Below are 13793 nucleotides of genomic sequence, written 5' to 3' on the forward strand. Positions count from 1 at the left end.
TCAACCACACGGAATCACACCTGCTCCCTCCTTTCAATCACGATGTGTGCATCCGGTAGGCCCGTACCGGGGATCACGTCGCCCGCCTCCGGATGGTGTGCCACATGATCGACCAGTTCGGCGCGCTCGCTTTCGCTCCAGATCCGTTCAGCCGATCGCGCAAACGCGTGCGTCTCGGCCACCGTGATCGTACGTGTCGTCATCTGCGCATTGTACGTCAATGACGCCCAAAAGGCAAGCGTCGGTCTTCTCTGTCCAATCGCCGGCCGGAAAGCCGCGCGCTTCGACGGCCAATGCTTCCCAGCATCGACCTTTCTGTTCGCGCCAAAATATTGCGGCAGTGCACAAATCCACCTTGCCGCAGGGCGCGCCTGTGGTAGCCATGGCGTGGGAGAAGGATGGAAAGGAGCGGGGGTGTCGCCCCCTTTTGGCGATGACCGGCATCGCGATGGCCCCTTTCAACGGGGTGGCTGCGCGGGCCCAGCAGGAGTGCGGCCGTGGCTTCAGAACCTCTTCCCGATATCGGCGGGGAAACTGCGTCGGAAATGGATGCGCATATCGTCAAGGTGTTGCGCCACCGCGTCGGCAAGGACGAACGCGCCGCCCGCCAGCATGACTGGTATACCGCCTCGATCCTGGCCTTGCGCGATTCCATCATCGATGCCTGGTTCGCCTCCACTCGCCGCACTTATGACGAAGGCGGCAAGCGGGTCTATTATCTCTCGATGGAGTTCCTGATCGGCAGGCTCCTGCGCGATGCGCTGTCGAACATGGGCATGACCCGCGAATTCGAAGCGGCGCTGAGCGCGCACGGGCTCGACCTTGCGCAGCTTGAGGAGCTGGAGCCCGATGCGGCGCTGGGCAACGGCGGCCTCGGGCGGCTGGCGGCGTGCTTCATGGAAAGCCTCGCCACGCTCGATATCCCGGCCTACGGTTACGGCATCCGCTACGTGAACGGCATGTTCCGCCAGCGGATCGATGAAGGCTGGCAGGTCGAACTGCCCGAAACCTGGCTGGCCCACGGCAACCCCTGGGAATTCGAACGGCTCGAAAGCTCCTATCGCATCGGCTTCGGCGGCGAAGTGGCGGCGGATGGCGATCATGTCGTCTGGCACCCCGCCGAATTCGTCGAGGCGACGGCGGTCGATACGCCGGTGGTCGGCTGGCGCGGCAAGCGGGTCAACACGCTGCGGCTGTGGACGGCCAGCCCGCTCGATCCGCTCAAGCTCGATGCTTTCAATGCGGGCGATCACTTCGGCGCGCTGGCCGAACAGGTTCGCGCCGAAAGCCTGGTGCGGGTCCTCTATCCGGCCGACAGCAGCCCGGCCGGGCAGGAACTGCGGCTGCGGCAGGAATTCTTCTTCACCGCCGCATCGATCCAGGACATCGTGCGCCGCCACGTCCAGTACGAAGGCGATATCCGCACGCTGCCTGAAAAGGCGGCGATCCAGCTCAACGATACGCACCCGTCAGTGGCGGTGGCGGAACTGATGCGGCTGATGGTCGATCAGCACGGGCTCGAATTCAACGAAGCCTGGGAGGTGTGCAAGAAGACCATCTCCTACACCAATCACACCCTGCTGCCCGAAGCGCTGGAAACCTGGCCGCTGCCGCTGTTCGAGCGGTTGCTGCCGCGCCACATGCAGATCATCTACGCGATCAACAGCCGCATCCTGCGCGAAGCGCGCAAGGCCGGCTGCAGCGATGAACAGATCGCCGCGATCAGCCTGATCGAGGAAAGCGGCGAACGGCGGGTGCGCATGGCCAACCTGGCCTTTGTCGGTGCGCATTCGATCAACGGCGTGGCCGCGCTGCATACGGAACTGATGAAGGAGACGGTCTTCGCCGATCTCCATGCGCTCTATCCCACCCGCATCAACAACAAGACCAACGGCGTCACGCCGCGCCGCTGGTTGCAGCAGTGCAATCCGGGGCTGACCAAGGTTATCAGGGACGCGATCGGCCACGATTTCCTCGACGACGCGGAAAAGCTGGTGGATCTCGCCGCGCTGGCCGAAGATTCGGCGCTGGGTGAGCGGATCGCCGAGGTCAAGCGGTCCAACAAGGTCGCCCTGGCAGAGCATATCAAGAAGACCATGGGCATCCGGCTCGATCCCGATGCCCTGTTCGATGTCCAGATCAAGCGCATCCACGAATACAAGCGCCAGTTGCTCAACCTGATCGAGACGGTGGCGCTCTACGATCAGATCCGCAGCCACCCCGAACGGGACTGGGTGCCGCGGGTCAAGATTTTCGGCGGCAAGGCCGCGCCGAGCTATCACAACGCCAAGCTGGTCATCAAACTGGCCAACGACATCGCCCGAAGGGTGAACGCCGATCCGTCGGTCGGCGGGCTGCTCAAGGTGGTGTTCGTGCCGAATTACAACGTCAGCCTCGCCGAACGGATCATTCCGGCGGCTGACCTGTCGGAGCAGATTTCCACCGCCGGGATGGAGGCTTCGGGCACCGGCAACATGAAGTTCGCGCTGAACGGCGCGCTCACCATCGGCACGCTCGATGGTGCCAACGTCGAGATCAAGGACCATGTCGGCGATGAGAACATCATCATCTTCGGCCTCACCGCCGAGGAAGTCGCCGCCAAGCGCGCCGATGGTTATAATCCGCGCGAAGTGATCGAAGGATCGCGCGAACTGTCGCAGGCGCTGTCCGCCATTGCCTCGGGCGTGTTCTCGCCCGATGATCCGGGGCGCTATGCCGGGTTGATCGGCGGCATCTACGACAATGACTGGTTCATGTGCGCCGCCGATTTCGATAGCTACGCCGCCGCCCAGCGCTCCGTCGATGCGCGCTGGGAAGACCCCGCCGGCTGGCGCACCGCCGCCATCCGCAACATCGCCCGCGTCGGCTGGTTCTCGTCCGACCGGACGATTGCCGAATATGCCAAGGACATCTGGAAAGTTCTGTGAAACCACCTGAAAGTGCCATCGACGCGCTCTTGCTGGGAGTTCACGCCGATCCGTTCTCCTTGCTGGGTGCCCACTCCGGGCCGGACGGCGTGCTGGCGCGGGCGATCCTGCCGAGTGCCGACAGCGTAGAGGCGCTCAGCCTCGATGGCCGCCCGCTGGGGGTGCTGACCAAGGTCGATGACCGCTTCCTGTTCGAAGGCAGCCTGACCGGCGACCCCCAGCCGATCCGTTACCGCTGTTCGGCGGGCGGGCACGATTGGGTGGTCACCGATCCTTACAGCTTCGGGCCGGTGCTGGGGCCGGTGGACGATCTGCTGATCGCCCAAGGCGCGCACATGCGCCTGTTCGACAAGCTGGGCGCGCATCTGATCCGCCACGAAGGGGCCAGCGGCGTCCATTTCGCGGTCTGGGCCCCCAATGCGCAGCGGGTCAGCGTGGTCGGCGATTTCAACGACTGGCAGCCCGGCCGCCACGTCATGCGCAAGCGCGCCGACATCGGCGTGTGGGAAATCTTCATCCCCGACATCGGCGATTACCGCGCCTACAAGTATTACATCGTCGGTGCCGATGGCGTCGCCCAGCCGCTCAAGGCGGACCCTTTCGCGTTCATGTCGGAAATCCGCCCGCACAACGCTTCGATGACGGCGCGTCCGGCCAAGCTGGACTGGGGCGATGAGGCACACCGGGCGCACTGGGCCTCGGTCGATGCGCGCAAGGTGCCGGTCTCGATCTATGAAGTCCACGCCGGATCGTGGCAGCGCGACCGGTTCAACTGGTTCCTCAACTGGGACGATCTCGCCGATCAGTTGATCCCCTATGTGGTCGAGATGGGGTTCACCCATATCGAATTCATGCCGGTGATGGAGCATCCTTACGATCCGTCGTGGGGCTATCAGAGCACCGGGCTCTATGCCCCCAGCGCCCGGTTCGGGGAGCCTGCCGGGCTGGCCCGCTTCATCGACGGCGCACACCGCGCCGGGATCGGGGTCATCCTCGATTGGGTGCCCGCCCACTTCCCCACCGATCAGCACGGCCTCGTCCGCTTCGACGGGACTTCGCTGTACGAGCATGAGGACCCCAGGCAGGGCTTCCACCCGGACTGGAACACCCTGATCTACAACTTCGGCCGGCGCGAGGTGCAAAGCTTCCTCATCAACAACGCGCTGTTCTGGGCCGAACGCTATCATGTCGATGGCTTGCGGGTGGATGCGGTGGCCTCGATGCTTCACCGGGACTATTCGCGCCAGGAAGGCGAATGGATCGCTAACGACGAAGGCGGCCGCGAGAACTGGGAAGCGGTCGAATTCCTGCGCGAAACCAACAAGGCGCTGGGCGCGGCGCACCCCGGTTTCATCACCTTCGCCGAGGAATCGACCACCTGGCCCGGCGTCACGCAGCCCGCGCTCGATGCCGCGCCGGGAACCCGCGCCACGGCGCTGGGGTTCGGGTTCAAGTGGAACATGGGCTTCATGAACGATACGCTGCGCTACATGGCGCGCGATCCGGTGCACCGGCGCTATCATCATGACGATATGACCTTCGGGCTGATGTACGCCTTCAGCGAGAATTTCGTCCTGCCGCTCAGCCATGACGAGGTCGTCCACGGCAAGGGGTCGCTGCTCGGCAAGATGAGCGGCGATGAATGGCAGCAGTTCGCCAACCTGCGCGCCTATTACGCGCTGATGTGGGGCTATCCCGGCAAGAAGCTGCTGTTCATGGGCCAGGAATTCGCCCAGCGCCGCGAATGGAGCGAGGAACGCGCGCTCGACTGGGCCCTGCGCGCCGAACCCTCGCACGAAGGCGTGCGCAATCTCGTCCGCGATCTCAATCGCATCTACCGCGCCAAGCGGGCGCTCCATGCCGGGGATTGCGATGCCGATGGCTTCCGCTGGCTGGTGGTGGATGACAGCGCCAATTCCGTCTTCGCGTGGCTGCGCACGGCACCGGGCGTCAATCCGGTGGCGGTGATCTCCAACATGACCCCTGCGATGCTGTCGGGATACCCGCTGCCGCTGCCGCACGACGGCAAGTGGAACGAAATCCTCAACAGCGATTCCCTGCACTATGGCGGTACCGGCAAGGGCAATTTGGGTCAGGTCAAGACCAGCGGCGGGACCGCCATGGCAACGCTGCCGCCGCTGGCGACGATCATGCTGGAATTCGCAGGGGAATAAGGGAGTGGCTGGGATGAGGACGCAGACGGGACAGCCGCTGGCACGCGACGCCATGGCCTATGTGCTGGCCGGCGGACGCGGCAGCCGGCTCAAGGAACTGACCGACAATCGCGCCAAGCCGGCGGTCTATTTCGGCGGGATGAGCCGGATCGTCGATTTCGCGCTGTCGAACGCGATCAATTCGGGCATCCGCCGCATCGGCGTCGCCACCCAGTACAAGGCGCATAGCCTGATCCGGCACATGAACCGGGCGTGGAACTTCATGCGCCCCGAACGCAACGAAAGCTTCGATATCCTCCCCGCCAGCCAGCGCATCTCCGAAATGCTGTGGTACGAAGGGACCGCCGACGCGGTGTACCAGAACATCGACATCATCGAAGCGCACGCCCCGCGCTACATGGTGATCCTGGCGGGCGATCACATCTACAAGATGGATTACGAGCTGATGCTGCAGCAGCACGTCAACTCGGGCGCGGACGTGACCGTGGGCTGCCTCGTCGTCCCGCGCGAGGAAGCGAGCGGCTTTGGCGTCATGCATGTCGATGCCCGGGATCGCATCACCGCGTTCATCGAAAAGCCGGCCGATCCGCCCGGCATTCCCGGCGATCCGGACAATGCGCTGGCATCCATGGGCATCTATGTGTTCGACACCAGCTTCCTGTTCGAACAGTTGCGGCGCGATGCTGCTGACCCCGGTTCCGGGCGCGATTTCGGCGGCGATCTCATCCCTTACATCGTCAAGCACGGCAAGGCGCAGGCCCACCGGTTCACCGCCAGTTGCATCCGCGCGGCAGAAGAGATCGAGGAATACTGGCGCGATGTCGGCACGCTCGATGCCTATTTCGAGGCCAACCTCGATCTGACCGATACCGTCCCCAAGCTCGACATGTACGATCGCGAATGGCCGATCTGGACCGATAGCCGGGTGGCCGCCCCGGCGAAGTTCGTCCATGACGAGGAAGGCCGGCGCGGGCACGCGATCTCCTCGCTCATCAGCCAGGATTGCATCGTCTCGGGGGCCTATGCCCGCCGCTCGCTGCTGTTCACCGGGGTCAAGATGGGAAGCTGGTCCTGCGCCGATGAAGCGGTGATCCTGCCCTATTGCAACATCGGCCGGCACGCCCGGCTCAGCCGGGTCATCATCGATTCGGGCGTGCGCATTCCCGAAGGGCTGGTGGTCGGCGAAGACCCGATCCTCGATGGCCAGCGCTTCCGCAGGACCGAAACCGGGGTGTGCCTCATCACCAAGGCGATGATCGAGCGGCTTGAACTGTGATCGCCGTCGGGCCACGCTCGTGACATGACGATCCGGGTTCTGTCCGTCACCTCCGAAGCGGTGCCGCTGGTCAAGACCGGCGGGCTGGCCGATGTCGCGGGCGCGCTGCCGGCGGCGGTCGCGCCGCACGGCGTGGCGATGACCACGCTGCTGCCCGGCTATCCGGCGGTGCTGGCCGCCATTGCCGGGAGCAGGGGCAAGCCGCGCGCGGTCCACACCTGGGATGCGCTGCTCGGCACCCCGGCGCGGCTGCTGGCGGGAAAGCTGGGCGATCATCCGCTGCTCGTCCTCGATGTCCCCGCGCTGTTCGCGCGTGACGGCAGCCCTTATGGCGATCTCGCCGGGAACGACTGGGCCGATAACTGGCACCGCTTCGCGGCGCTCGGGCGCGCGGCGGCGGACATCGCCGGGGGCTGCGTGCGATCAGGGGGCAAGCCGCAGGGCTTCGATCTGGTCCACGCGCACGACTGGCAGGCGGCAATGGCCTGCGCCTACCTCCATTACGCGCCGTTCGGGGAAGCCCCGCTGCCCAGCGTGATGACCATCCACAACATGGCGTTCCAGGGCCGCGCCGGTGGCGAGGTGTTCGCCCGGCTGGAACTGCCGTCGCAGGCGTGGAGCCTCGATGGCGTCGAATACCACGGCGGGGTCGGCCTGCTGAAGGCCGGGATCGCCACCGCCAGCCGCGTCACCACCGTCAGCCCGACTTACGCCCGCGAAATCCGCTCCGCCCGGTTCGGGATGGGGCTCGAAGGTCTGATCGCGGCGCGCGGCAATGCCGTCTCCGGCATACTCAACGGCATCGACACCGCCTTGTGGGACCCGTCGCGCGATCCCGCCCTGGCCGCGCGCTTCACCCGCCGCACCCTTGAAAAGCGCAGCCTCAACAAGCGCGCGCTCGAAGCGGAATTCGGCCTCGATAGCGGCGATGGACCGCTGTTCGTCGTCATCACCCGGTTGACCTGGCAGAAGGGCATGGATGTCCTGCTCGAAGTGCTGGACCACCTCGTCGGCATCGGCGGGCGGCTGGCGCTGCTCGGCTCGGGCGATGCGCAGATAGAGCGCGAACTGCTGCGCGCCGCGGCCCGCCATCCGGGCAAGGTGGCGGTCCGGCTCGGCTATGATGAAGGCCTGTCGCACCGCATGCAGGGCGGCGGCGATGCCATTCTGGTGCCGTCACGCTTCGAACCTTGCGGGCTCACGCAGCTTTACGGGCTGACCTATGGCTGCGTTCCGGTCGTCGCCCGAACCGGGGGGCTGGCCGATACCGTGATCGACGCGAACCCGGCGGCGCTGGCCGCAGGCGTCGCCACCGGCATCCAGTTCGACGGCGTCGATTACGACAGCTTCGCCGCCGGGCTGTCGCGCACGGTGGAACTGTTCGCGCAAGCGCCGGTCTGGCGCGCGATCCAGCGCAACGCCATGGCCGGCGACTTTTCGTGGACCGCCAGCGGCAAGGCCTACGCCGAGCTGTACCGCTCGCTCGTGCCATGATGCGGCGCGGGCGATGACCCGGCTGGGCGCCTGGATCGAACAGGGGGCCACCCATTTTGCGGTCCGCGCGCCCGCCGCCCGCGCGCTGTGGCTGTGCCTGTTCGGGGAAAGGCGGGCGGAACAGCGTATCGCCATGATCCGGCAGGGGGAATGCTGGACGCTGAGCCTGCCGGGCGAACGGGCTGGACAGGCTTACGGGTTTCGCGCCGATGGTGAATGGAGCCCGGATGCCGGCCTGTGGTTCGATGCCGCCAAGCTGCTCGTCGATCCCTACGCCGTCGAACTGGACCGCCGGTTCGTCCAGGACCCGCGCCTTGCCCGATACGGGGCCGATACCGCCGCCATCGTCCCCGCCGCCATCGTCCCCGCGCCCCGCGCGGTGGTAAAGCCCGCAGCCCCGCGTTTCACGCCCGGCGGGCTGATCTACGAAGTCAACGTGCGCGGCTTCACCATGCTCCACCCCGATGTTCCCCAGGCCTTGCGCGGCACGGTGGCGGCGCTGGCGCACCCGTCGGTCATCGCCCGTCTCAAGGCCCTGCACGTCACGGCGGTGGAACTGATGCCGGTGATCGCCTGGCTCGACGAGCGCCACTTGCCGCCGCTCGGCCTCGTCAACGCCTGGGGGTACAACCCGGTCGCGATGATGGCGCTCGATCCCGGCCTGTGCCCCGGCGGCGTGGCCGAACTGCGCGATACGGTGGCCGCGCTCCATGCCGCAGGGATCGGCGTCCTCCTCGACATGGTGTTCAACCATTCGGGCGAAAGCGATCGCGAAGGGGGCGTGCTGTCGCTGCGCGGGCTGGACGCGGCGGCTTATGCCCGCGCCGCCGACGGCACCCTCATCAACGATACCGGTTGCGGCAATACACTCGATTTCGCGGTCGACTGGGTGCGCGAACTGGCGCTGGCGACGATGCGCCACTTCGTCAGCGCCTGCGGGGTGGACGGCTTCCGCTTCGATCTCGCCCCCGTCCTCGCGCGCGGGCCGGGCTTCGATCCGGCCGCGCCGATCTTTGCCGAAATCGCCGCCGATCCGCTGCTGGCCAATCGCGTGTTCATCGCCGAGCCGTGGGACATCGGGCCCGGCGGCTATCAGCTCGGCAACTTTCCCGGCCACTGGCTCGAATGGAACGACCGCTTTCGCGATGACGTGCGCCGCTTCTGGCGCGGCGAGGCGACGATCGGCGCGCTGGCCACCCGGCTGGCCGGATCGACCGATGTGTTCGGCCCCCATTTCCCCCACGGCGATTGCCGCTCGGTCAACTTCCTCGCCGCGCATGACGGCTTCACCCTCGCCGATACGGTCGCTTATGCCGAGCGGCACAATGAAGCCAACGGCGAGCATAACCGTGACGGGCATGGCGAAAATTTCAGTTGGAACAACGGCGTCGAAGGGCCGAGCGACGACCCCGCCGTGATCGCCGCAAGGGCTCGCGATCTGCGCGCCCTGCTCGGCACGTTGTTCGCCTCGACCGGCACGATCATGCTGACCGCCGGTGACGAATTCGGCCGCTCGCAACAGGGCAACAACAACGCCTATTGCCAGGATAACGCCATCGGCTGGATCGACTGGACCGGCCGCGACCGCGATCTGGAAGCCTACGTCCAGGCCCTCAGCGCCCGCCGCAGCGCGCAGCCGGGCGCATACAGCCGCTTCCACGAACCTGTCCACTGGCTCTCCCGCGACGGCTACCCGATCGCGGCGGCCGAATGGGAAGCACCGGAATCACACTACCTGCGCTGCCTCGGCGAGCCCGGCACTCCGCCCGCCTTCACCATCGACCGCACCACCCGCACCGTGGTCATAGGGGAGTAGCCCCGAGGCGCGCAAACCGGGGGCGGTCTATCCGGCCCGCGAACCTGAAGTCTGCATCCTCTCCCGACCTCCCCCTGAAGAATGGAGGAGCACGCCATGCAACGAGGCGGGATGGTACTCGTCATGGCGGAGGCAAATTCATGTGTCCGCCTCCGCCGGCATTGATCCCGTTCGCCGCCTGAACTGGCCATTGCTTAAACTCGGCCAGAGGGTCTAAATCACCTTCATGATGACTTCACCACCAAGCGCATCAGACCTGACGCTGATGGGGGATGGGGCGCAGTTCGTTCCCGCAGGAGCATTGAAGGTTCTTGATGAACTCGGCGCTGCCCTTGCGAAACTTCCGTCCGATCAGGCGGGTGTCCGCATCCATGGTGTTTCAGCGCTGTCGGCAGTTTTGGGTGCGTCTGGCGTCGTCGGCAGCATCGCAGAAGCTTTGATGGGGCGGAAGTGTGCTCCAGTCCGAGCGATCCTGTTTGACAAGACAGCGACTACCAACTGGGCCTTGGCGTGGCATCAGGATCGAACCATTTGCGTGAAGCAGCGCCTACCGGTGGATGGCTTCGGCCCCTGGACGATCAAGCGCGGTCTTCAGCATGTAGCGCCGCCCTATGACCTTCTCGCCCGAATGGTGACACTTCGTGTGCATCTCGATGACGTGCCTGCACAGAACGCGCCGCTGCTTATCGCACTTGGCTCCCATCTTGCCGGGAAGCTGGAAGTCGATGCATACGCAGATGTGTTAGAGCAGTGCAATGCATTTGCTTGCTTGGCTAAGGCAGGTGACGTTTGGGCCTACGCCACGCCTATTCTGCATGCGTCTGCTGTGGCGACAAATCCTAGGCGTCGCAGGGTGCTGCAGGTCGACTATTCCGCTGACGAGTTGCCTGGTGGATTGGAGTGGTTGGGCGTGTGACGGCCGGTTGAGGACCTGCACCGTGCGCGATCAAACACCGCTCGGCACCATCATCAGGTACCAAAACGCATCGGGGCGTGATCCGCTGGAGGGCGAGCGGATCACGCCCTGGCTACAGGGGACCCGAAGCATCACGCACGCGCGATCCATCCGGCCGGACGCCGCGTGGACGCCCTCCCTGCAAGTCCGGTTCGGGGTAGATTTGCGCCCGATGCGCCGGATGGCCCGCCTTCAGTTGTCCCGCGAAATCAGCCCCTCCCGTTCGTGTCGAGCGAAGTCGAGACACCGCAGCGCAACCCACATGTCCGCCTGTTCGGCCGGCGCTGGGGCAATGGGCCCCCGGTTCAGTAGCAGCCGCGCGAGGCGAGGACTGCGGGGACGGTGCGCATGCAGATCGCGACATCGTAAAGCGTCGATTTGCGCAAGGCGTAGAACGCATCGAGCCGCACCCGCGCCTCGTAGGAAACCTCGTTGCGGCCGCTGACCTGCCACAGCCCGGTCAGCCCCGGCCGCACCGAGCAATAGGCGCTGAACCGCGCGCCATAGCGCACCACTTCGGCCTCCACGATCGGGCGCGGGCCGACGATGCTCATGTGCCCGGCCAGGATGTTGAACAGTTGCGGCAGTTCATCGAGGCTGCTCTTGCGCAGCACCGCGCCGATGCGGGTAATGCGCGGATCGTTGCGCAGCTTCTGGTCGCGCGCCCATTCGCCGCGCGCTTCGGCCGAGGTGGCGAGGAGATCGTGCAGCACCTCCTGCGAATTGGCGACCATGGTGCGGAACTTGAGGCAGGGGAAGCTGGTCCCGCCCAGCCCGATCCGCCGCTGCACGAACAGCACCGGCCCCGGCCCGGACAGCCGCACCGCCAGCGCGATCGCCAGCAGCAACGGCAGGAACAGGACGATAGCCGCCAGCGCCACGGCCATATCGAACGCGCGGCCCAACCCCGTGCCCGCGTGATGCCCGGTCTCCGCATGACGTTCTGCCCCGGCATGATCGCCCAGCGGCTGCACCCAGGCTGTGGCCGGCGCGGGGCCGGCACCGGGGGCAGCCACGCTGCGCGCGGGCACGGGACGTCGTGCCAGATTGCGCGGGTGACGCCGCCGACGGCGACGCGCAACGCGGTCGGGCGGTGCCATCACCCCCGCGCCGCCGCCTTCCAGTGGCAGGATCGGCAGCCCCCCGCCGGTCATCGCGAAATTAGGAAAGTTCACTCCAGCTTGGTCGTCAGCGCACAGGTCCATCTAACCATCCCCCTGAAAGGAAACGGATATCCCCACCACGAAGAGTAACCGCCTTTGGTTGACAGCATCGTAATTGAAGTAAATCGCGCGTCAATATTCCGATGATGCAGTGCAGCACGGGAGAATGATCCGAAAAAGATGAATTAAGGCGGTAAATTAGGTGGTATTACTTATACAAGTTGGTGTAATGTCAAGTCTCAATAGCTTTGACTCATGTTCCTCTCTCCCCTTCAGGGAGATACGCAGGCTTGGCGGGTTGTCCGCCTAGCCGGCGTAAAGAGGGGGCGAAGCGGCACCATCCCCCCTGAAGGGGAGAGGGCTATGAGTTCGGATCAATGAGCCTTGGTATTAGCGATGCCCGTGAGCGCGCAACCCGTCGTAGCTGGCGCACAATCTGCCTCCGCACTGCGTTCATTATGGAGCGGGTCGCTTCGGGATTAACTGCCATTTTCATCGCTTTTCTCACCAGCAGGTGCCGACGCGGCCGCGCCGATCGACACGACGACAGATCAGCCGCGTCTGCTAACGATTGCATTTTCGGGAACTGACGAATCGCCCCCCTCAATTCTCACGGAATGCCCGCGCGAGCTGGTCGGACAGAGGCTTGAGGATGTAGCTCAGCATCGAGCGTTGGCCGGTCTGGATAAAGGTTTCGGCCGGCATGCCCGGCCGCAGCCGCAGCCCGCCTAGCCGCGCGATCTCGCCGCGATCGAGGCTGATCGTTACCCGATAGAACGCGGCCTGGGCGTTGCGGTCGTCGGTCCGGTCGGCGGAAACGTGAGTGACGTGGCCGTTCAGTTCGGGCGTTGTCCGCGTGGAAAAGGCGCTGAAGCGGATCACCGCCGGTTGGCCTTCGTGCACCTGATCGACATCGACCGGTGCCACCGTCGCCTCCACGACCATGCGATCATCGTCGGGCACGATTTCCAGCACCGTCTGGCCCGGCGGCAGCACCCCGCCCACCGTGCGGAACGCCAGCTTGTCGACCACCCCGGCCTGCGGGGCGCGGATCACCGACTTGTCGTAACTGTCATCCGCCGCTGCCTGCGCGCGGCGCAGTTCGGCGATGCGGCCCAGCACGTCCATCAGTTCGCCGGCGGCGTTGGACCGCGCATCCGCGCCGATCGCGCCGCGCTGCACGCGCAGTTCGTCGATCCGGGCAGAGGAGGCGACGGCGCTTTCCTGCGCCCCGCGCGCATCGGCGGCGAGGCTGGAGGCGGTGCGTTCGAGCGCGTTCAGCCTATCGAGCGTGGTGTAGCGCCGTTCATAGAGCTTGCGCGTGGCATCCAGCTCATCGTTGATCAGCGCCGCCTGGTCATCCAGGCTGCGGGCCTTGGTGCGGGCCGCGCTCATATCGGCGGCGGTCTGCGTCACCCGCTGGTCAAGCTGCGCGGCGGCAGCCTGCCGTGCGGCGCGGCGCAGTGCGAAGGTGCGCCGTTCCTGCCCCATCAGCGTGGCGATGTCCGGATCGGCGGCGCGCCGGGTCAGCTCGGCGGGAAAGGCGATCGCCGCTGCGCCGTCCCGCTCCGCCGTCAGCCGCGCGGCGCGGGCCAGCAACTGGTCGACATTCTCGCCGGTATAGGTCGCAGCCGCCTGACTGACCGTGGCGTCAAGCCGCAGCAGCGGCTGTCCCTTTCCGACATGATCGCCATCGCGCACCAGCACATCGGAAACGACCCCGCCGGTGGGATGGCCGATCTGCCGCACGAACGAGGCGACGCCGACCTGCCCCGGCGCGATCACCGCCCCGGCCATGGGCAGCACCGCCGCCATGCCGCCGAGGCCGAACACCAGCGCGCCGCACAGGATCAACCCGCTGCGCACCTCGCTTTGCAGGCGTTGTTCGGGGACGTATTCGCCCGAATGCCCGGGGACGGGCAGGGCGGCGGCGGAAACGAGGGCCGGGCTCGGCATAGCGCTATCCTTTGCGGCGGCGGGCGGGAAGG

At 65.9% G+C, this 13793-nt stretch carries 9 protein-coding genes; 6 read left to right on the forward strand and 3 right to left on the reverse strand.

The genetic code is table 11. From position 1 onward, the window contains the following. Positions 1–14 precede the first annotated feature (14 nt). Positions 15–203: a hypothetical protein gene (locus IE122_RS12710; RefSeq protein ID WP_189621556.1), complete on the reverse strand. Its 189-nt coding sequence runs from the start codon at positions 201–203 to the stop codon at positions 15–17. A 342-nt stretch (positions 204–545) separates the two neighbouring features. Between IE122_RS12710 and IE122_RS12715 the strand changes: the two genes are divergently transcribed. From IE122_RS12715 to IE122_RS12740, 6 genes are all read left to right on the forward strand, one after another. After that, positions 546–2927, forward strand: a complete 2382-nt coding sequence (locus IE122_RS12715; RefSeq protein ID WP_189621662.1) for a glycogen/starch/alpha-glucan phosphorylase — start codon at positions 546–548, stop codon at positions 2925–2927. Beyond that, on the forward strand, positions 2924–5101 hold the full coding sequence (gene glgB / locus IE122_RS12720; protein WP_189621557.1) for a 1,4-alpha-glucan branching protein GlgB: 2178 nt from the start codon (positions 2924–2926) through the stop codon (positions 5099–5101). The genes IE122_RS12715 and glgB overlap by 4 nt, the downstream gene beginning before the upstream one ends. 13 nt (positions 5102–5114) lie before the next feature. After that, the gene (gene glgC / locus IE122_RS12725) at positions 5115–6377 is read left to right on the forward strand and encodes a glucose-1-phosphate adenylyltransferase (RefSeq protein ID WP_189621558.1); all 1263 of its coding nucleotides are present in this window, start codon (positions 5115–5117) and stop codon (positions 6375–6377) included. Between the two features lie 24 nt (positions 6378–6401). After that, positions 6402–7871 carry a glycogen synthase GlgA gene (glgA, locus tag IE122_RS12730; RefSeq protein WP_189621559.1) on the forward strand — a complete coding sequence of 490 codons (1470 nt, stop codon included), beginning with the start codon at positions 6402–6404 and terminating at the stop codon, positions 7869–7871. A gap of 13 nt (positions 7872–7884) precedes the next feature. Next, positions 7885–9687, forward strand: coding sequence for a glycogen debranching protein GlgX (glgX, locus tag IE122_RS12735; RefSeq protein WP_189621560.1), 1803 nt, complete (start codon positions 7885–7887; stop codon positions 9685–9687). Between the two features lie 226 nt (positions 9688–9913). Beyond that, the gene (locus IE122_RS12740; protein ID WP_229814113.1) at positions 9914–10603 is read left to right on the forward strand and encodes a phytanoyl-CoA dioxygenase family protein; all 690 of its coding nucleotides are present in this window, start codon (positions 9914–9916) and stop codon (positions 10601–10603) included. 344 nt (positions 10604–10947) lie between these two features. Here the strand turns inward: IE122_RS12740 and IE122_RS12745 are convergent, their stop codons facing one another. Together IE122_RS12745 and IE122_RS12750 are read right to left on the reverse strand one after the other, a co-directional pair. Next, complete coding sequence (locus IE122_RS12745) at positions 10948–11817, reverse strand: sugar transferase (RefSeq protein WP_229814115.1); 870 nt, start codon at positions 11815–11817, stop codon at positions 10948–10950. Between the two features lie 591 nt (positions 11818–12408). Then, positions 12409–13761 carry an HlyD family type I secretion periplasmic adaptor subunit gene (locus IE122_RS12750; protein WP_229814117.1) on the reverse strand — a complete coding sequence of 451 codons (1353 nt, stop codon included), beginning with the start codon at positions 13759–13761 and terminating at the stop codon, positions 12409–12411. Between the last annotated feature and the right edge of the window lie 32 nt (positions 13762–13793).

Source organism: Novosphingobium colocasiae, assembly GCF_014652555.1.
Taxonomy (GTDB): Bacteria; Pseudomonadota; Alphaproteobacteria; order Sphingomonadales; family Sphingomonadaceae; genus Novosphingobium; species Novosphingobium colocasiae.

Coding starts and splice junctions, on each gene's coding strand:
- IE122_RS12710 (WP_189621556.1), bottom strand. CDS start 203: ATGACGACACGTACGATCACGGTGGCCGAGACGCACGCGTTTGCGCGA.
- IE122_RS12715 (WP_189621662.1), top strand. CDS start 546: ATGGATGCGCATATCGTCAAGGTGTTGCGCCACCGCGTCGGCAAGGAC.
- glgC (WP_189621558.1), top strand. CDS start 5,115: ATGAGGACGCAGACGGGACAGCCGCTGGCACGCGACGCCATGGCCTAT.
- glgA (WP_189621559.1), top strand. CDS start 6,402: ATGACGATCCGGGTTCTGTCCGTCACCTCCGAAGCGGTGCCGCTGGTC.
- glgX (WP_189621560.1), top strand. CDS start 7,885: ATGACCCGGCTGGGCGCCTGGATCGAACAGGGGGCCACCCATTTTGCG.
- IE122_RS12740 (WP_229814113.1), top strand. CDS start 9,914: ATGATGACTTCACCACCAAGCGCATCAGACCTGACGCTGATGGGGGAT.
- IE122_RS12750 (WP_229814117.1), bottom strand. CDS start 13,761: ATGCCGAGCCCGGCCCTCGTTTCCGCCGCCGCCCTGCCCGTCCCCGGG.